The sequence below is a fragment of the Pseudomonadota bacterium genome, assembly GCA_036339585.1.
In the GTDB taxonomy this organism is placed as follows: Bacteria; Pseudomonadota; Alphaproteobacteria; order UBA8366; family UBA8366; genus UBA8366.
Map to the genome: position 1 here is coordinate 193,827 of JAYZAS010000002.1, position 17,885 is coordinate 211,711.

Consider the following 17,885-nt stretch of genomic DNA (forward strand, 5'->3'; position numbering starts at 1 on the left):
TATGTTTCCTGTCATCGACTGATGAAAACAATCAATAAACCCTCGCTTTTGGTGGGAATGACTGAACTTCATTAGTCATGGTCTGCATAACTACAGAACGATAATCTAGTTTGACGTTACCCTCTTCGTCACACCATGCCAGAGTATGTTTCATCCAGTTTTCGTCATCGCGATCAGGGAAATCTTCTCGCGCATGCGCTCCACGGCTTTCCTTGCGTTCGGCTGCTGATGTCATTGACACCATTGATTGACCCAAAAGATTATCTAACTCCAATGTTTCGACTAAATCTGAGTTCCAAACCATCGACTTGTCACTAACACTTATATCATCTCGTTTCGACCAGGCCTCTTTCATCAATTTGACACCCTCATCGAGGACCTCTCCTGTTCTAAATACTGCACAATTTCCCTGCATTATGCGCTGCATTTCAAGACGCAGTGTAGCTGTGGGAGTATCGCCATTAGCATGGCGAAATTTATCTAAGCGAGCCAAGGCCTCATCACCAGCATCTGGCTTCAATTGTTTGTGTGATGCTTCAGGATCTACAGTCTCAGCACAGCGCTTTGCCGCAGCTTTCCCGAACACAACAAGATCCAATAGTGAGTTTGACCCAAGCCTGTTGGCGCCATGCACTGAAACACAAGCGGCTTCACCTATTGACATTAAGCCTGGAACCACGCTTTCTTTCCCATTAACCGTTAATGCTTCACCATAGTAGTTGGTAGGAATACCCCCCATATTATAGTGGCAAGTTGGAATTATTGGGATGGGCTCTTTATGAACGTCAACGCCGGCAAATACTCTTGCAGTTTCTGATATGCCCGGCAGGCGTTCCTCTATCACATTTGGGTCCAGATGCTCTATATGCAGGTGAATATGATCAGCTTCCGGCCCCACACCACGCCCCTCTCTTATTTCGATCGTCATCGAACGGCTGACCACATCTCGGCTAGCAAGATCTTTTGCTGAAGGAGCGTATCGCTCCATAAATCTCTCACCCTCGGAATTCGTTACATAACCACCCTCGCCTCGTACTCCTTCGGTGATCAAGCACCCAGCTCCATATATGCCAGTTGGATGGAATTGTACGAATTCTGGATCTTGTAACGGCAAGCCCGCACGTAGGACCATTCCACCGCCATCGCCGGTACAAGTGTGCGCACATGTTGCCGAAAAATAAGCTTTCCCGTAACCACCCGTTGCAAGAATCACCATTTTGGCCTTGAACCGGTGAATAGATCCATCATCTAAATTCCATGCCATCACACCAGCGATTTCGTCATCATCATTCCTTATTAAATCCAGTGCAAAATATTCTATGAAGAACTCGACTGAATGTTTGAGAGACTGTTGATAGAGCGTGTGCAAAATGGCGTGCCCGGTTCGATCCGCCGCCGCGCAAGTGCGGTGTGCAGTACCATCGCCATAATTAGTTGTCATTCCTCCAAAAGGACGTTGATAGATTTTTCCCTCTTCAGTCCTGCTAAACGGCACACCATAGTGCTCAAGCTCAATGACTGCGGGTACTGCTTCACGGCACATGAATTCAATAGAGTCTTGATCTCCAAGCCAATCTCCACCCTTAACAGTGTCATACATGTGCCAGCGCCAATCATCATCGCCCATATTACCCAAAGAAGCTGACATGCCTCCCTGCGCTGCAACCGTATGACTGCGAGTAGGGAACACCTTCGATATGCATGCAGTTTTTAGTCCTGCCTCTGCTAGCCCAACTGTTGCCCTCAAACCTGCACCACCAGCCCCGACCACAACAACGTCGTATTCATGATCAATAATTGGATATGCTTCGCCCATGATTTTATCCCCCAAAGGAAACTTTAATAATTGAGAAAGTAGCAGCCACGGCAAGGCCGATGCTGCTCAATTTCATGACAACTAACGCCATCAGTTTGACACCTTCGTGATGGACGTAATCCTCTATTACCACCTGCACACCCAGCTGCAAATGATGAAACGTTGCAATTACTAGCAGCACCATCAATATACCGTTAGTAGGCTGCGCCAGCCACTTAATGCCGCTTGCGTGATCGCTGCCCGCAAGCGTTAATGCGGAATACACAAACCAGAGCGTGAGAGGTACGAGAGCAACCGCAGTTATGCGCTGTGACCACCAATGGTGTGATCCTGCCTTCGCACTACCTAAGCCGCGCACTCTACCAAGTGGATGCTGTAAGCCCATTATATTCCCTTCAGAACACTTTAGTATATAAAACGCACCAAAATCCGCCCGTCAAAATCACAGATAGTGCAAACACAGCATAACCTGACGCTCGCGCGACCGGTAAATCGTACCCAAGCCCGGCATCCCAAACCAAATGCCTAATGCCGTTTGCCAAGTGGTAAAATAACGACCACGTCCAACCAACCAACATGACGTATCCGGGTACAGAGGTGAGAAAATTGCACAACATCAAATACCCATCTGGGCCCCCGGCAAGAGTTAATAACCACACTGCTAAAAGGACGCTTCCCGCTGTCAGCGAGATGCCAGTGGCCCTATGAAGTATTGATAAAGCCATTGTCCATTGCCACCGATATATCTGCAAATGCGGGGAAAGAGGCCTGCCTGTGGATGCCATTTTCGAGTCCTTTAAGCTCTAACAGTCAATTGTTACTCTTTATTAATGCCTGTATTCAATCCAATTCAACACAAATTCACGATGCGCATAACAGAAATAAAAAAATCGTTCTTATTTGTCTTAACTGGGCGTTCATTAGACACCTTTCAAGTCCCAAGTCAACTTCTGGTTCTGATATGTGGCTAGCGGTTTTTAAGGAAGGACGTTCATTGCATGAAGCTGCGCAAATGCAAATTCGAAAAACCCGATGGCATGCCATTTTGGGGATATTGTCCGCTGTGGAAAAATTCGGGGATAAGTTGTGGGTCTTCTGTGCGTAAACGAAGGGGTTATTCACAACAAATTTGGAAATTAGTTTTCTTTGCGCTGGACATTTAATCGGTCCACGGTCACCCTTAAAGACAGCATGAATTAGTGCTGAATTTGAGATCGTACGTAGGCATCCGTGTAGTTTTTTGCAAACTGGTACGCGCCCTGTATGAACCAAATTTAGGGCTCAAGCGGCGTCGGGACATCTTGGTAAAGCTTGAGTTGGGTAGCTACGGTGTTCACAGCAATCGTGTCTTAGACACGAGTGTTGCGCGGGTAATAGTTTTTGTTCGCGGCAGAATATCGAGAATGCTTTTGAGCGTAACGGCAGCGTCGTCGCCAGGGCGCCTGTTGTTCAAGCTCTGGTATTGCCTGACTAGCCTCGTGCGGGGAGCCTCACGGCTTCATAGGCGTCGGCAACACCGCATAGGTGCGAATACGACACGGTGGTCCCACCAACTCCTTGTCGTATTGCCGACGCCTTTTTTATTTGAAGAAAGGCCGAACGATAAGCTACAATCCTCGGCCGCGAGTTTTGTAAGTTCTTGTGTTGTTGCGTAATCGGGTTTTAACAACAAACGGCACTAAATGTTCCTTTAACGCGCATACAAAAGCGAGAGGCCGTCAATATTTTTTCTCTCTATGATTTCCCAGCTTGCGCTTACCAATTTAGCAACAAGTTCTTCTTCTGAGTGATCATTCACATATCCAGAAGCTCTTCGATCCTCGTGATCAAAGCTTAGCCTTAAAGGCACACCGTGATAGACTATATAAAGATGGCCCACAGATGTTCTCAGCCTCGCGAACAAGCGGTCTACATCGTGAACATATTCAAGCACCCCAAGCAAAGTCGCCATGTCCCAATGCCCGCTTGGAAATTGGTTTTGATTGAGATCAGCAATAACCGTATTTTTTGAAAATCGAACAATATCCAGAGGGGTGTATTTCACAGCTATCGGAAGCTTTTGAAACAGCCTCATCGTGCCAGCACCAACATCAATAAGTGTCCCTCTCCGCAATAAATATGGCATAACCATTGAAGCGCGCATTTCCGCGCCTTGCACTAAATTTGGAGGCCGACACCAACGCCATCCATCAGTTGCCTTTGCCTTCATAATACTTTTCGTAAAGCTGGCACGGGCGTGTCGATCGTAAGGTCTCTCTTGAACATCCGATAGCGATAGTGGGGGTGGTGGATACGGTTTAAAATAGCCATCGTATACTGGGTCTGCCTCAACAGCCTCAATTAATGATGGAGCAATAGCTAAAATATTACCAGTCTCGTCACCCGAGATCCAAGGCATTAAAACTCCGGGCATATGGATGTGTGGAAACCAAAAAAGACGAAACCCCAGCTCCAGAAGGCGTTTGGAAACCCTGTGAAACTCTTTTAGCGAATTTCTCTTCGCGTATTCTGTTGACTTTTCAAAAATTATCGCAGCAACTTTCCCGGATTTTAGTGTCTCATCTGCTCCATCCAGCACTTCTGGTTCCCCGCCCTCAACATCAACTTTTATAAAAGTCCGTCTCTTGGAAAGTCCTTGGCGCACAGCAAGAAGCTTATCAACCGAGATCATTTCGATATCCTCGCCCGCGGCAATCGGTACTTCTCCAGGATGCAGAGCCCCTGTTTGATGTCCCATTGTCGAAAATGACCAGAGTTTTGTGGAGCCAGTATCCAGCCCACAAGCAGCCTCGATAATCTCAATCTGTTCATCACGCTGATTTAGTTTGGCCCATGTTTTCAGTACGCGTAAATTGTGGGGATCGGGTTCTATAGCCACAACACTGACATCGCCGCATGGAGCGCTAGCGGCAGATAAGGAGTAAATTCCGAAATGGGCCCCTACATCTATAAACAAGTCACCCGACATGAGGTGACGATCCAAGAAACTACGGTACGGGTACTCATACCCACTATAGAGAGCCTCACAACGGGCAAGAAGGGCTAACCCCGGGTCTTTAGCGTAGTCGGGTGGCAAAACCATGACGAAACGAGCTGATCCATCATGATTTTTCTGACATGATGGCAGTAATAGATTACCATCGCTAGACTCTGGCAGTTGAGGAAGTAATTTCTGGCCCATAAAACTCTCAACCTACAAAATTAATATACAAGCTTTCGATTAGCGAGAATGCGGCGCAAACAACATCGCGTAAAGAGAAAAAATTGGCAATTTTGTCTATACAGTCTAATGTCATAACCGGTTACGTCGGCAATGCAGCAGCGCGTTTACCGCTACAAAGACTTGGTTTCGAAGTCTGGGCTTTAGATACGGTCACCTTGTCGAACCACCCGGCTATTTGCCCACCTGCCGGTCAAATCAGCACTCCTGAGCAAATTTTAGATTTGTTCAACGGTATCCGCTCACTAGGGCTTCTTAATAAATGCGTTGCAGTGCTTGGTGGGTATTTGGGTAATGCGGAGAATGGACCCGCATTACTGCATGCGGTTAGTAGGACTAGAAAGGAAAATAAGCGCGCTTTGTTTGTTTGTGATCCTGTAATGGGTGACAACGGCAGAATTTATGTCGATGGAGATATTGTAAGCTTTTACACAAACAAAGCTATGGGTATAGCTGATGTAATACTTCCCAATGCGTTCGAGGCAAGTTTATTGACGGGTATCTCCGTAACAAGCGTCAGCACAGCATTACAGGCCATTCAGAACCTCAGAAATAGGGGCCCGGCAATCATAATTGTTACGGGTGTAGAGGCGCCAGGCACCTCAAAACTCGCGACCTTGATATCTTTCAAAGACGAAGTATGGCAAACTTTAACCCCTAGAGTTGAAATCCAATCGCACGGCGCAGGCGATTTACTAAGCGCGCTTTTTACTGGGAATTACATTCAAAACAAAAACCCTTTAACGTCGGTGTCAAGTGCCATAGCGGGCGTATATTCAGCGTTAAAAAACGCAAAAAAAACCGACGCCGATACTTTGCTGTTAACTTCCGTTCAGGAAACAATGCTTGACCCGCCGGAAACGTTCAAACCAGAACGGCTGAGGTAATTTCCTATGCGTGCTTATTAATAAACAAGACAATGACTTGGTGCTATTGTATTCTCTCATCATTACATTAGGAGAATCTGTTTACTAGCACCTCGGCAATCTGAACCGTATTCAACGCAGCCCCTTTACGCAAGTTATCCGCAACCAACCAAAATGCTAAACCGTTTTCCACAGTGTGATCATCGCGAAGGCGACTGACGTAGACTGCGTCCTCGCCAGCACTTTCTAGCGGTGTTACATAGCCGCCATCCTCCCGATCATCAACGACAATTACACCTGGCGCCTTACGAAGCAAATTACGTGCTTCGACTGCAGAAACATCATTATCAAATTCCACAGTTACAGCCTCACCGTGCCCAACAAAAATAGGTACACGCACACAACTCGCTATCACTTTAATATCAGGGTCAATAATTTTCTTAGTTTCGGCCGCCATCTTCCACTCTTCTTTGGTGGAACCGTCATCAAGAAAAGAGTCGATATGTGGAATTGCATTGAATGCTATTTGTTTTGTGAAGTGTTCATTTTTTATTTCTGCGTTTACGTAAATATTGCGTGTCTGCTCAAATAGTTCGTCCATCGCACTTTTCCCCGAACCTGAAACCGACTGATAAGTAGCAACCACCACGCGTCGAACGTGGAATGCGTCATGTAAAGGCTTAAGCGCTACTACCATCTGAATTGTTGAGCAATTAGGATTTGAGATAATATTCCGCTTTTTATATAGATTAATCGCATCCGCATTTACTTCTGGCACTATCAATGGCACATCCGGATCCATTCTGAATTGCGAGGTGTTATCAATTACAACAGCCCCTGCTTTTGCCGCCTTAGGTGCAAATTCGGCGGAAACCTGCGCGCCAGGGGAGGAAAGAACGATATCGGTGCCCTTAAAATTGAAGTCTGCTAAATCCTGTACATCAAGAATAGCTTCCTCACCGAATGACACCTGCTTACCTGCGGACCTTTCTGAAGCAAGCGCTACAACCTCGTCAGCTGGAAACCCCCTCTCTGCTAGAATCTTGAGGATTTCTCGGCCTACATTGCCGGTTGCACCCACTACAGCTATCTTGTAACCCATTTTTTTGTTTCCTTCTCCGCATTTTCCCGCGCGGCAGTGAAAAATCGAATTATTGTATAACGAAAGATTTTCGCCATTCGTGATAAAACGCTAAAAATCATATAGAAGGTTTATGTCTCGGATATTCTCATCAATTTTTCTAATAGTGCGTCACCCATTGCATCGGTGGATAATTCAGTTGCGCCCAATTCAGTGATATCGGCAGTCCGCATACCATCATCAAGGACCGAACGCACGGCCCTCTCTACGAGCAATCCATCCTCAACCATATCAAGTGAGTGTTTTAACATCATCGAAAAACTAAGGATTGCACCCAATGGATTTGCAATGTTCAACCCAGCAATATCAGGGGCACTCCCATGCACGGGTTCATATAATGCTAATCTGCGACCACTTGAGTCAGCCCCCCCCAGAGAGGCGGATGGCAGCATACCAAGCGACCCTGTTACCATTGACGCACAATCAGACAAAATATCGCCAAACATGTTGTCTGTAACGATAACATCAAACTGCTTTGGCTCGCGCACCAATTGCATTGCGCAATTATCGACATACAAATGGCGCAACTCAACGTCACTGAACCGATCGCGCTGGATCCCTGTCACCACATCCCGCCATAATACACCTGTCGCCATGACGTTTTCTTTATCAACTGAATGCAAAATACCTTTTCTCTCTCGGGCTAGCTCGAATGCCACCTCGGCGACACGATAAATTTCATTTTCTCTATACCGCTGCGTATCAATAGCTACGCGCTCATTTTCTTTGCCCGTGATACCGCGCGGCTCGCCAAAATATATTCCTGATGTGAGTTCTCGTACTATTAGGATATCCAATCCCTTAATAACTTCAGGTTTTAAAGAAGAAGCCTCGAGCAGTGCATCAAACGTAATTGCAGGCCGTAGATTAGCAAAAAGGTCCAATTTTTTCCTTAGTTTCAGCAAGCCTGCCTCAGGCCGCATATCTCGGGGCAAGTGATCAAACTTGGGGCCGCCGACAGCACCCATAAGCACCGCGTCTGCTGTTTTCGCTCTTTCTAAGGTTTTATCTGCAAGCGGTTCCCCATAGGCCTCAACCGCCGCGCCTCCGAAATGGTCATCCTCAACTTCAAGTGTTACCGACCTAACATCAGATAGCCAATCGATGATACGCCGCACTTGGTCAACCACTTCCGGGCCAATGTAATCACCCGGCAATATGAGAATTTTCCGGTTTACAGCCATAACAAGCATCCCTTACAAGACAAAAATGAGGGTTGAAAAGATGAGTCGTCAAGGCTTTTGCAAAAAATCAAGTGGACACTCCATATCTTCCATTCACCTTAAAATAATTCGCTACCCGGAAATTGGATTTGACAGCACAAAATTCGAATTTTTTTAAAAGACCCCGGACCTTTCAAAGTGTGAATTGGGGGCAAGCCTTTATAGACTCAAATATGGGCTCTGCTCCGACCAAAAAAACCCGTATTCTATAATTTTCACTTGCTTTCACTCTCCATGTAAAGCCAAGGCTGTTTTGCCCGTTGACTGCTCTCAAAGCCATCGATCTTTTTTTGTTTTTGTAAAGTGAGACCGATATCATCTAATCCTTCCAAAAGACATTTTCGCCGAAATTCGTCAATTTTAAACGCAACCCTACCTCCATTCGGTCGGATTATAGTCTCATCCTTGAGGTCCACAGTAAGCTCAGGGTTTTCCCTATCTGAAGCATCCGCCATTAATGATTTTAATTGATCTGATTTGACGGTGACAGGTAAAATTCCGTTTTTAAAACAGTTGTTGTAAAAAATATCTGCAAAACTTGTCGATATGATGCACCGAATGCCAAAATCTAGTAGTGCCCATGGCGCATGTTCTCGGGAAGACCCACAGCCAAAGTTGTCGCCAGCAACGATAATCCCAGACCGTCGGTACGGTTCTTGGTTCAAGATAAATTCTAATTTTTCGGTTCCATCAGCATTGAAACGAAGCTCATCAAAAACAACACGCCCAAGTCCAGTGCGTTTTATTGTCCGCAAATATTGTTTCGGAATGATCATATCGGTATCGATATTTATTCTATCCATGGGCGCCGCGATGGCTGTGAGCTTTATGAAGTTTTCCATACGGTTTTTGTTAAGTATGCTTCCTCTAAAACACACTTCCCCCTCAAAGAACAAATTCAAATCATCTGTCGTTCGCGCTCGCGCAGAGCCTAAATCCTAAAGAGATGCGGCCTATAAGTCTTGTCCCGGCACTCTGATAAATCTTGGAAATTTTAATTTTATCGACTTTCGTCTCCTTCAAAAGCCAGCTACATTTGCTGGTTGCTCGAACGAAAACTCGATCACGCGAATGCAAGTGATCGTCTCTGTAAATGTCATGATGCCGATTTTCCTTTCCCCTCATCATAACATTCCCCGAACATCGGTTAACTTTCCTGTCACCGCAGCGGCAGCGGCCATTGCAGGGCTTACCAAGTGCGTGCGACCCTGCCGGCCCTGCCGACCCTCAAAATTTCGATTGGATGTTGATGCACAACGTTCCCCCGGCTCTAACCTGTCGGCATTCATAGCAATACACATAGAACAGCCTGGCGAGCGCCATTCAAACCCTGCTTCAGTAAGGATTCTATCGAGGCCTTCTTCTTCCGCCTGTCGTTTTACTAATCCGGAACCGGGCACAACCATGGCACGAACACTATCGGATACCTTACGACCCTTGGCAACCTCCGCCGCAGCTCTGATATCTTCAATTCGACCGTTAGTGCAAGAACCTATAAACACCCGGTCGACCGGAATACCGGCCATATTCATACCCGCTCGTAGCCCCATATAGTCAATAGCGCGTTGCCAGCTATCGCGAGCATCCTCAGTGGGCGCATCTGCTGGATCTGGAACCTGACTGGTAATTGGGGCTACCAATTCCGGACTAGTTCCCCACGTCACCTGTGGCACTATTTCGCTGACGTCCATTATGACTTCCTTGTCGTAACTAGCTCCCTCATCTGAAGGTAATGTCTTCCAATACGATACAGCCTGATGCCACAACTCTCCCGTTGGCGCTCGCGGACGTCCCTGAAGATAGGCAAAAGTAGTATCGTCGGGGGCTATGAGGCCAGCCCTTGCCCCGGCCTCTATGGTCATATTACTGACCGTCATTCGACCTTCCATTGTCAATGATTTAATTGCCGGACCTGCATATTCTATGACATGCCCCGTCCCCCCTGCCGTGCCTATCCTCGCTATAACAGCTAATATGAGGTCTTTAGCGGAGCAGCCCGCAGGCAAATTCCCATCAACGCTAATCCGCATCGATCTAGCCGGAGCCTGGATCAGCGTTTGTGTTGCCAGCACGTGTTCAACTTCTGAGGTCCCGACACCGAAGGCGAGCGCACCAAAAGCTCCATGCGTTGCAGTATGGCTATCCCCACAAACAATTATCGTTCCGGGAAGAGTGAATCCTTGCTCGGGACCAATAACATGCACTATTCCATTTCTAGCATCGTCAACCTCGTATAGCTCCACACCGAACTCAGCGCAATTACGCCGCAGCGTATCAATCTGGAGTTGTGACTCCTCATCTATTTTTTCATTCCAATCTGTCGGCACATTATGGTCAAGCACAGCGATCGTTGCATCAGGTCGACGCACGCTGCGACCAGCTTGACGCAATCCCTCATAAGGCTGAGGCGTTGTAACCTCGTGTGTTAAATGACGGTCGATATAGAGTAGGCAGGTCCCATCCCCTTGGACATCCACTAGGTGGCTATCCCATATTTTCTCGAATAGAGTTTTCGGATCTGTCATCTTCCACCCACGTTATGCCATCACCTCAGGCCCCTTTTTATTCTTTTTCAACTTTTTCTTCATCAACCTTTTTAGGCTCTGGTGCCTGATCTGCTGTTTCAATGTTTTGGTCAACATCCTCGGTCACCGCAGCCGCAACAGCTTCCGATACAGTCTCTTCTTGCTCACGACGATAGCTGGTATCTTCTGCGATACGAGCAGATTTACCGCGCCTTCCGCGCAAATAATAAAGCTTGGCTCGGCGAACCGAGCCTCGCCGAACAACATCTATGCCTTCAATGCGCGGGCTAAGCAGAGGAAAGATCCGCTCGACTCCTTCACCGTTACTGATTTTGCGCACAGTAAAAGAACTGTTAAGCCCTGCATTTCTGCGTCCAATACACACACCTTCAAAGGCCTGTATGCGTTCTCGGGTACCCTCGACAACACGTACATTCACACGCACAGTGTCTCCAGGCTTAAAACTAGGGACAGAGCGTTTTTCTTGCAGCGCCGAAGTCTGACGTTCTTCAAATTTTTGGATGGTATTCATTATAAAATGCCTTCTATCTTATTGCTTTGCAATGTAGGCAGACCAAAGATCCGGTCTGTGATTTCGAGTAAGCCGTTCTGACTGTTCGCGTCTCCAAGCACTAATTTTCTTATGATGACCAGAAAGCAAAACCTCTGGGACGGAACGACCGCGCCATACTTGTGGGCGAGTATAATGCGGGTATTCCAAGAGTCCTCTTTCAAAACTCTCTTCTGATAGCGATCCTATATCACCCAAAATCCCAGGAATGAGGCGAATACAGGAATCAATTATTGCGATGGCAGCAGGCTCTCCTCCCGAGAGGACAAAATCTCCAAGACTTACCTGGTGTGGCTTGTGCATATCTAAAAATCGCTCATCTATACCCTCATAGCGCCCGCAAACAAGAACAATTCCCGGCCCATCAGCAAAATCCCTCGCCATTTGCTGATCAAACGTTTTACCGCGCGGAGTTAAGTACACAACAGGTCTATCACCAATTTCCGATATTGAGCTCAATGCTGAGTCAATTACATCTGCTCTCATTACCATACCAGGCCCGCCACCGCACGGGGTATCATCAACAGTCTTGTGTCTATCAGAGGCAAACTCACGGATATCGGTAGCTTCGAATGTCCACAACCCCCTCTCCAATGCTTTCCCAGCAATGGATAGACCTAGTGGCCCCGGAAACATTTCTGGAAATATTGTCAGCATATCCACTTTCCAGGTTGACATTACAGACCCTGCGCGCCGTCACGCTGCCCGTTTTCCCGCACCTCTACTATTCCGGGCGGAACCATAACCAAGCAGCCAACATTCATTTTCACTACCGGAAAAATTTCCCGCGTAAAAGGTAATAAGCTTGTTTGTCCATCTAAGGCTATTATTTCAAGCACATCACCAGCTCCATATTCTTGAACCGACCTGACCCGCCCGTATACCTCACCGCTCTCAAGTAAAACGTTTAAGCCCACTAGATCTGCATAATAGAACTCATCATCTTCTACTGGAGGCAAAATATCGCGTTTAATATAGAGTTCCGTCCCCACTAATGCCTCAGCAGAATTGCGGTCACGCACATCATTCACCCTTCCCAGCAGCAAACCTCGCGAATGACCGGTCACATTAATATTGTAAACATCGACACCCGACGCATCGGTAAACGGCCCATAACCCGGAAGATTATCCGGGTCAGCGGTGAAGCTTTTGACTCGAACTTCACCACGCACACCGTGCGCACTTGCAATTACACCTACGAGTAATCGGTCTGAATTTACTTCGATCGCTTCGCTCGACACTAACAGCTTATCCCTCTTTTTTTTCCGAAACTGGACTAGTTTCACCAACCGGAGAATCTTTTTGAACTTCAAGGGTACCTTCTTCAGACTTGCTTTCGTCCGAATCCCCATCCCCTGTTTTTCCTTCGTTAGGATCAGAGGCGTTACCCGCAACACCTTCAGAATCAACTGATACTTTTTCTTCTAGTACCTGTTCTTCAGCGGGTTCCAGGTCGGACGCGGCTTCTTCTGGTGGTGTTGCAACCGCAGTGTCTTCTGCTGCCTTCCGTTTCTCCTCCTGCGCTGCGAGACGCTCTAACGTTTTCGCACGAGGCTTATCTTTCTTTGTTTGAGAAGGGATTGTTGGCGCCGGTCGCAGGCCTGCCGCTGCGAGCATACGTGCTATGCGCGTGGACGGTCTCGCGCCAATCGAGAGCCAATGTTCGATGCGCTCGTTTACCAGAACTACACGCGCAGGATCATCCCTTGATAACATTGGATTATAGGTTCCCAATTTCTCTATAAAACGGCCATCTCTGGGCATCCGTGTATCGGCCACCACAATCCGGTAGAATGGTCGTCTTTTTGCTCCGCCCCGTGCTAATCTTATACGTAATGACATAATAATTTCTTTCCTCGGCTTTCGATTACTAGATATTGTAGTATCATGTTAAACGGCCGCTAAAACCGGGCGGCAAGCTAGGCATTCCAAGTCCAGAAAGGCCATTCCGCGATAACCCTTTATGACCCATCTTACCCATCTTTTTCATCATTTTATTTAGCGTTGTCAGTTGTTTAAGTAACTTATTGACCTCTTGGACCGTAGTGCCCGACCCAGCGGCAATACGACGTTTTCTGGACGCTTGGATTATTTTTGGCTTTAATCGTTCTGTTGGTGTCATAGATTGAATGATTGCCTGCTGGTGCAAAATCATCTTTTCATCGACGTTGGCCTCAGTCATTTGCTTTTTCATCTTGCCGACACCCGGGAGCATACCCATTAAACCTGACAGCCCTCCCATATTCGATACTTGGCGGAGTTGATCAGCCATATCGTTGAAATCCATTTGTCCCTTTTTGGCTTTAGCAGCCAGTCTTTCAGCTTCTGCCTCCTCAACGCTCTCATTGACTCGTTCTACCAAGCTGACCACATCACCCATACCAAGAATACGTCCTGCAATACGCTCAGGGTGAAAGCTTTCCATTGCATCAAGCTTTTCGCCAGTCCCTATGAGCTTAATCGGGCAACCAGTGGTTGCCCGCATCGAGAGTGCTGCACCTCCCCGAGAGTCACCATCAACCCGTGTCAAGACAATTCCCGTAAGATCAATGCGTTGTTTAAACTGTTCGGCCGTATTAACAGCATCTTGACCAGTCATAGCATCGGCAATTAGCAATGTTTCTAGAGGTTTGACCTGGGCATGGATGGATGACAATTCAGCCATCAAAGCTTCATCAACAGCAAGACGGCCTGCTGTATCCAGCATGACTGCATCATAGCCACCAAGCGATCCAGCCTGCATCGCACGTTTAGTGATTTCTAGAGGCGGCTGACCCTCTATTATAGGTAGGGTCGTAATTCCCGCTTGTTCACCTAAAATTCTAAGCTGTTCTTGTGCTGCTGGTCTGGCAACATCAAGAGACGCCATCAGGACCTTTTGGTTTTCTTTTTCGGACAGATACTTACTAATTTTTGCACTGGTAGTCGTTTTCCCTGAACCCTGAAGACCCACCATTAGATAAGCACCTGGTGGATTTAGCGGGGTTTGTACCTTTATATCGTCGCTTCCCAAAGTATCTACCAAGGCATCGTGCACAGCCTTGATAACCATTTGACCGGGAGTTACTGATTTCAGAACTTTCTCGCCAATAGCTTCCGATTTCACTTTTTTGATGAGATCGCGCGCTACAGGTAACGCCACGTCGGCCTCTAATAATGCAATTCGAACGTCGCGTAGGGCTAAATCGACATCTTTTTCTTTTAATGTACCGCGGCGTTTAAGACCTTCAAAGACCTCATTCAACCGCCCTGATAAAGAATCGAACATGACCGCTCTCACCCAAACATTTATACCAAAACCCAAGGATCGCTAGTGAGCGAAACTCGCTGACTAACGGGGCCCCTCAGGACCAGTTTTTTCTTAATAAGAAATTGGCGCGAAGTTGTACGATTGGCAGACGCCCAAGTCAAGGAACATCCATCTAATTTTCGATTCTAAAATCATTGGACTTCTAACCTTTTCAGGCCATAAATGGTGTATAAAAATAGAACAGGGACAAATGATGACATTATTCGTCAAGATGCATGGGCTAGGAAACGATTTTGTCGTTATAGATCAGAGGGAAGAGACCCAAGAAACCCTTTGGATTTCTGAGGACCAGATCCGCTTAATTACCGATCGACGCCGCGGCGTGGGATGCGACCAGGTAGTTTTTATTTATCCCGCCAGAAGTTCCGGAGCATTCGCGCGCTTGCGATTTTTTAATGCCGATGGGAGTGAATCAGATGCCTGTGGAAATGCCTCCCGCTGTGTCGCCTCGCATCTAATGAATCTTTCAAACAAATCAGAAATAATCTTGGAAACCAGCGACAACATTCTTCACGCTACTACAACGGGGGGAAACCTAGTAACTATTGACATGGGATCACCCAAACTTGATTGGACTGATATACCCATGTCAAAACCATGTGATACCCATCGCTTACCTATCTCAGAGGGGAAACTACGTGACCCAGTCGGAGTCAGTATGGGCAACCCGCATTGTATATTCATTGTGGAAGATGCGGAGAAAGTAAATCTGACAGAAGCCGGACCTAAGATTGAGAATCATGCGTTATTCCCCGACCGTACTAATGTTGGGGTGGTAAGCAAAATTTCAGCTAAAAGTTTTAGGCTGCGTGTCTGGGAAAGAGGAGTAGGGGTCACCGAGTCATGTGGAACAGGTGCTTGCGCAGCCGCTGTAGCTATTTATAGGCGTGAAATCGGTGGGCGTGAGGTAATGATCGAAATGGATGGAGGTCAGTTAAGCATTCATTGGCGAAAAGAGGATGACCATGTGTTAATGACTGGGCCAGTCGAAACAAGCTTTATTGGCGAGTTAATGCTATGAAAAGCAAACAAAGTCAGCCCGATGTTTTAACGTTCGGCTGTCGCCTAAACACATTCGAAAGCCAAATAATAAAAGATAATTTGAGTGTTTCAGCAAATGAAAATACCGTAGTGTTTAACACCTGCGCGGTCACTGCAGAAGCGGAAAGACAAGCTCGACAGGCTATTCGCAAAGTGAGACGCGAGCGTCCAGATGCGCATATTGTTGTAACTGGCTGCGCAGCGCAAATCAAACCGGAGCGGTACGCATCGATGGACGAGGTTGATCTCGTCCTAGGTAATGTTGAAAAACTTCAACCAGGTGCCTTTGCAATTCAGCAAAGAGAAAAGGCTCAAGTTAATGATATCATGTCAGTCACAGAAACCGCGAGCCATTTAATCACTGGTTTAGAAAACAGAGCCCGCGCCTTCGTGCAGATCCAGAATGGCTGCAATCACCGCTGTACCTTTTGCATAATACCCTTTGGCCGCGGCAATAGCCGTTCGGTGCCAATGGGTGTCATAGCTCAACAAATTCGTAAATTAGTGGAGGCCGGGTATCACGAGGTAGTTCTTACTGGCGTAGATATAACGTCATATGGAGCTGATCTTCCCGGTAAACCCGGCCTAGGGCAGCTGATACGTAGACTTTTGAAACAAGTTCCAGACCTATCTCGGCTTCGCCTTTCATCGATAGATTCCTTTGAGATCGATGAGGTTCTTATGCGCACTCTTGCAGAAGAACAGCGCTTAATGCCGCACCTACATCTGTCTCTACAATCTGGCAGTGACATGATCCTAAAACGAATGAAGCGCCGCCATACACGGCTCGACTCTATCCGCACATGCGAAATGATAAAAAATTTGAGACCCGATGTTGTATTTGGTGCAGACCTAATTGCAGGATTCCCAACAGAAACCGATGAGATGTTCAATGATAGCCTTTCTTTAATAAAAGATTGCGGACTGACTTGGCTTCATATCTTCCCCTATTCTGCCCGCCCAGGCACACCAGCGGCGCGAATGCCCCAACATCCAAAAAAGCTTCGCCAAGAACGGGCAGCGAAGCTTCGTAAAGCTGGCAAAAAAGCAGAGCAAACTTTTTTTTCTAGTTTAGTAGGTAAAAAAGCCCGCGTCATTGTAGAACAAGGTAAGCTTGGCCGGTCAGAGCAATTTGCTCCAATTTTACTTGACCAAGAGGCACCAGAAGGCGCGCTTCTTGAAGTCAAAATCACCGGCGTTTCCGAAGGTCGACTTACAGCTAAAGTGCGAGGTGCAGCATGAGTTCAAAGAGCTGGATTAGTCGATTGCGCAGAGGGCTTTCCCAATCCTCTTTTCGTCTTACAAAGGGAGTGACAGCTGTTCTCAATGGCCGTCGGCTTGATGCAGAGGCAATAGAGGAGCTTGAAGAAACCCTAATTTTAGCTGACTTGGGTCCTACTATGGCCTCCCGCCTCGCTAAAACCCTCAGCCAAAAACGTTTTGAAAAAAATGTGAAGTCTCATGAAGTACTTCGTTTCTTGGCAGACCTGATAACTGAAGTTCTGAAGCCAATTGCTAAACCATTAATATATAAATCCGATAAAAAGCCTCACATAATTCTAGCTGTCGGTGTCAATGGGTCAGGCAAGACGACAACTGTCGGGAAACTTGCTCAGCAACACACAAAAAAGGGCAGAAAGGTAATGTTAGCCGCCGCTGATACCTTTCGTGCAGCGGCAGTTGAACAGCTGGAGATATGGGGCAAACGCACCTGTAGCACTGTTGTTTCTGCCGAACCAGGAGCTGACGCAGCAAGCCTCGCGTACAAGTCGATTGAGCAAGCTAAGTCGGATGAAACCCAAGTTTTACTCATTGACACAGCCGGCCGCCTGCACAACAAGGGCAACCTCATGGCCGAGTTGGAAAAAATTATCCGTGTTATGAAAAAAGTTGATCCAGAAGCCCCCCACGACTGTATTTTAGTGCTCGACGCTACTACGGGCCAGAACGCTATCGCCCAAGTCGAAATCTTTCAAAAAACGGCCCCTATTACAGGGCTTATTATCACCAAGCTTGATGGCAGCGCTAAAGGCGGAGTGCTCGTGGCTCTGGCTGACAAGTTCAAACTCCCCGTGCACGCTGTAGGGGTAGGGGAAACAGCCGAAGACCTACAACCTTTTGAGGCTCATGATTTTGCTGAAAGCCTCGTCGGACTGAAAATTGATTGTTGAT

The 17,885-nt window shown here is 47.1% G+C and carries 17 protein-coding genes and 1 pseudogene; 4 read left to right on the forward strand and 14 right to left on the reverse strand.

The genetic code is table 11. The annotated features are described in order from the left end of the window. Nucleotides 1-31: 31 nt before the first annotated feature. The 4 genes from sdhA to VX941_02615 form a co-directional block, all read right to left on the reverse strand. Nucleotides 32-1,816 (reverse strand): succinate dehydrogenase flavoprotein subunit, encoded by a 1,785-nt coding sequence (gene sdhA / locus VX941_02600; GenBank protein ID MEE2932295.1) that lies wholly within the window; start codon nucleotides 1,814-1,816, stop codon nucleotides 32-34. 4 nt (nucleotides 1,817-1,820) lie between these two features. After that, nucleotides 1,821-2,201 carry a succinate dehydrogenase, hydrophobic membrane anchor protein gene (sdhD, locus tag VX941_02605; GenBank protein MEE2932296.1) on the reverse strand — a complete coding sequence of 127 codons (381 nt, stop codon included), beginning with the start codon at nucleotides 2,199-2,201 and terminating at the stop codon, nucleotides 1,821-1,823. Between the two features lie 10 nt (nucleotides 2,202-2,211). Next, on the reverse strand, nucleotides 2,212-2,601 hold the full coding sequence (gene sdhC / locus VX941_02610; GenBank protein ID MEE2932297.1) for a succinate dehydrogenase, cytochrome b556 subunit: 390 nt from the start codon (nucleotides 2,599-2,601) through the stop codon (nucleotides 2,212-2,214). 905 nt (nucleotides 2,602-3,506) lie between these two features. After that, nucleotides 3,507-4,997, reverse strand: coding sequence for an FkbM family methyltransferase (locus VX941_02615; GenBank protein MEE2932298.1), 1,491 nt, complete (start codon nucleotides 4,995-4,997; stop codon nucleotides 3,507-3,509). Between the two features lie 83 nt (nucleotides 4,998-5,080). Between VX941_02615 and pdxY the strand changes: the two genes are divergently transcribed. Beyond that, nucleotides 5,081-5,923 (forward strand): pyridoxal kinase, encoded by an 843-nt coding sequence (pdxY, locus tag VX941_02620; GenBank protein ID MEE2932299.1) that lies wholly within the window; start codon nucleotides 5,081-5,083, stop codon nucleotides 5,921-5,923. A gap of 67 nt (nucleotides 5,924-5,990) precedes the next feature. On the opposite strand, the gene VX941_02625 is transcribed toward pdxY, so the two are convergent. From VX941_02625 to ffh, 10 genes and pseudogenes are all read right to left on the reverse strand, one after another. Next, a complete protein-coding gene (locus VX941_02625; protein MEE2932300.1) occupies nucleotides 5,991-7,004 on the reverse strand; it encodes an aspartate-semialdehyde dehydrogenase in 1,014 nt (337 codons plus the stop codon). 110 nt (nucleotides 7,005-7,114) lie between these two features. Continuing rightward, a complete protein-coding gene (leuB, locus tag VX941_02630) occupies nucleotides 7,115-8,227 on the reverse strand; it encodes a 3-isopropylmalate dehydrogenase (protein MEE2932301.1) in 1,113 nt (370 codons plus the stop codon). Nucleotides 8,228-8,481: 254 nt separating this feature from the next. Next, nucleotides 8,482-9,108 (reverse strand): 3-isopropylmalate dehydratase small subunit, encoded by a 627-nt coding sequence (gene leuD, locus VX941_02635; GenBank protein ID MEE2932302.1) that lies wholly within the window; start codon nucleotides 9,106-9,108, stop codon nucleotides 8,482-8,484. A gap of 61 nt (nucleotides 9,109-9,169) precedes the next feature. Beyond that, nucleotides 9,170-9,394, reverse strand: a complete 225-nt coding sequence (locus VX941_02640; GenBank protein ID MEE2932303.1) for a hypothetical protein — start codon at nucleotides 9,392-9,394, stop codon at nucleotides 9,170-9,172. Next, nucleotides 9,391-10,791 carry a 3-isopropylmalate dehydratase large subunit gene (gene leuC / locus VX941_02645; protein MEE2932304.1) on the reverse strand — a complete coding sequence of 467 codons (1,401 nt, stop codon included), beginning with the start codon at nucleotides 10,789-10,791 and terminating at the stop codon, nucleotides 9,391-9,393. The genes VX941_02640 and leuC overlap by 4 nt, the downstream gene beginning before the upstream one ends. A 37-nt stretch (nucleotides 10,792-10,828) precedes the next feature. Then, a complete protein-coding gene (gene rplS, locus VX941_02650) occupies nucleotides 10,829-11,323 on the reverse strand; it encodes a 50S ribosomal protein L19 (GenBank protein MEE2932305.1) in 495 nt (164 codons plus the stop codon). Between the two features lie 18 nt (nucleotides 11,324-11,341). After that, nucleotides 11,342-12,019 carry a tRNA (guanosine(37)-N1)-methyltransferase TrmD gene (gene trmD / locus VX941_02655; protein MEE2932306.1) on the reverse strand — a complete coding sequence of 226 codons (678 nt, stop codon included), beginning with the start codon at nucleotides 12,017-12,019 and terminating at the stop codon, nucleotides 11,342-11,344. A 20-nt stretch (nucleotides 12,020-12,039) separates the two neighbouring features. Continuing rightward, complete coding sequence (gene rimM / locus VX941_02660; protein ID MEE2932307.1) at nucleotides 12,040-12,603, reverse strand: ribosome maturation factor RimM; 564 nt, start codon at nucleotides 12,601-12,603, stop codon at nucleotides 12,040-12,042. Between the two features lie 238 nt (nucleotides 12,604-12,841). Beyond that, nucleotides 12,842-13,204, reverse strand: a pseudogene (gene rpsP, locus VX941_02665) (30S ribosomal protein S16). A gap of 43 nt (nucleotides 13,205-13,247) precedes the next feature. Then, nucleotides 13,248-14,630 carry a signal recognition particle protein gene (gene ffh / locus VX941_02670; protein ID MEE2932308.1) on the reverse strand — a complete coding sequence of 461 codons (1,383 nt, stop codon included), beginning with the start codon at nucleotides 14,628-14,630 and terminating at the stop codon, nucleotides 13,248-13,250. A gap of 235 nt (nucleotides 14,631-14,865) precedes the next feature. Here ffh and dapF point away from each other — a divergent pair, with 235 nt between their 5' ends. The 3 genes from dapF to ftsY are packed head-to-tail and all read left to right on the forward strand — an operon-like array spanning nucleotide 14,866 to nucleotide 17,884. Next, nucleotides 14,866-15,693 carry a diaminopimelate epimerase gene (gene dapF, locus VX941_02675; protein MEE2932309.1) on the forward strand — a complete coding sequence of 276 codons (828 nt, stop codon included), beginning with the start codon at nucleotides 14,866-14,868 and terminating at the stop codon, nucleotides 15,691-15,693. Beyond that, on the forward strand, nucleotides 15,690-16,955 hold the full coding sequence (gene mtaB / locus VX941_02680; protein MEE2932310.1) for a tRNA (N(6)-L-threonylcarbamoyladenosine(37)-C(2))-methylthiotransferase MtaB: 1,266 nt from the start codon (nucleotides 15,690-15,692) through the stop codon (nucleotides 16,953-16,955). The genes dapF and mtaB overlap by 4 nt, the downstream gene beginning before the upstream one ends. Beyond that, on the forward strand, nucleotides 16,952-17,884 hold the full coding sequence (ftsY, locus tag VX941_02685; GenBank protein ID MEE2932311.1) for a signal recognition particle-docking protein FtsY: 933 nt from the start codon (nucleotides 16,952-16,954) through the stop codon (nucleotides 17,882-17,884). The genes mtaB and ftsY overlap by 4 nt, the downstream gene beginning before the upstream one ends. Nucleotide 17,885: the final 1 nt, after the last annotated feature.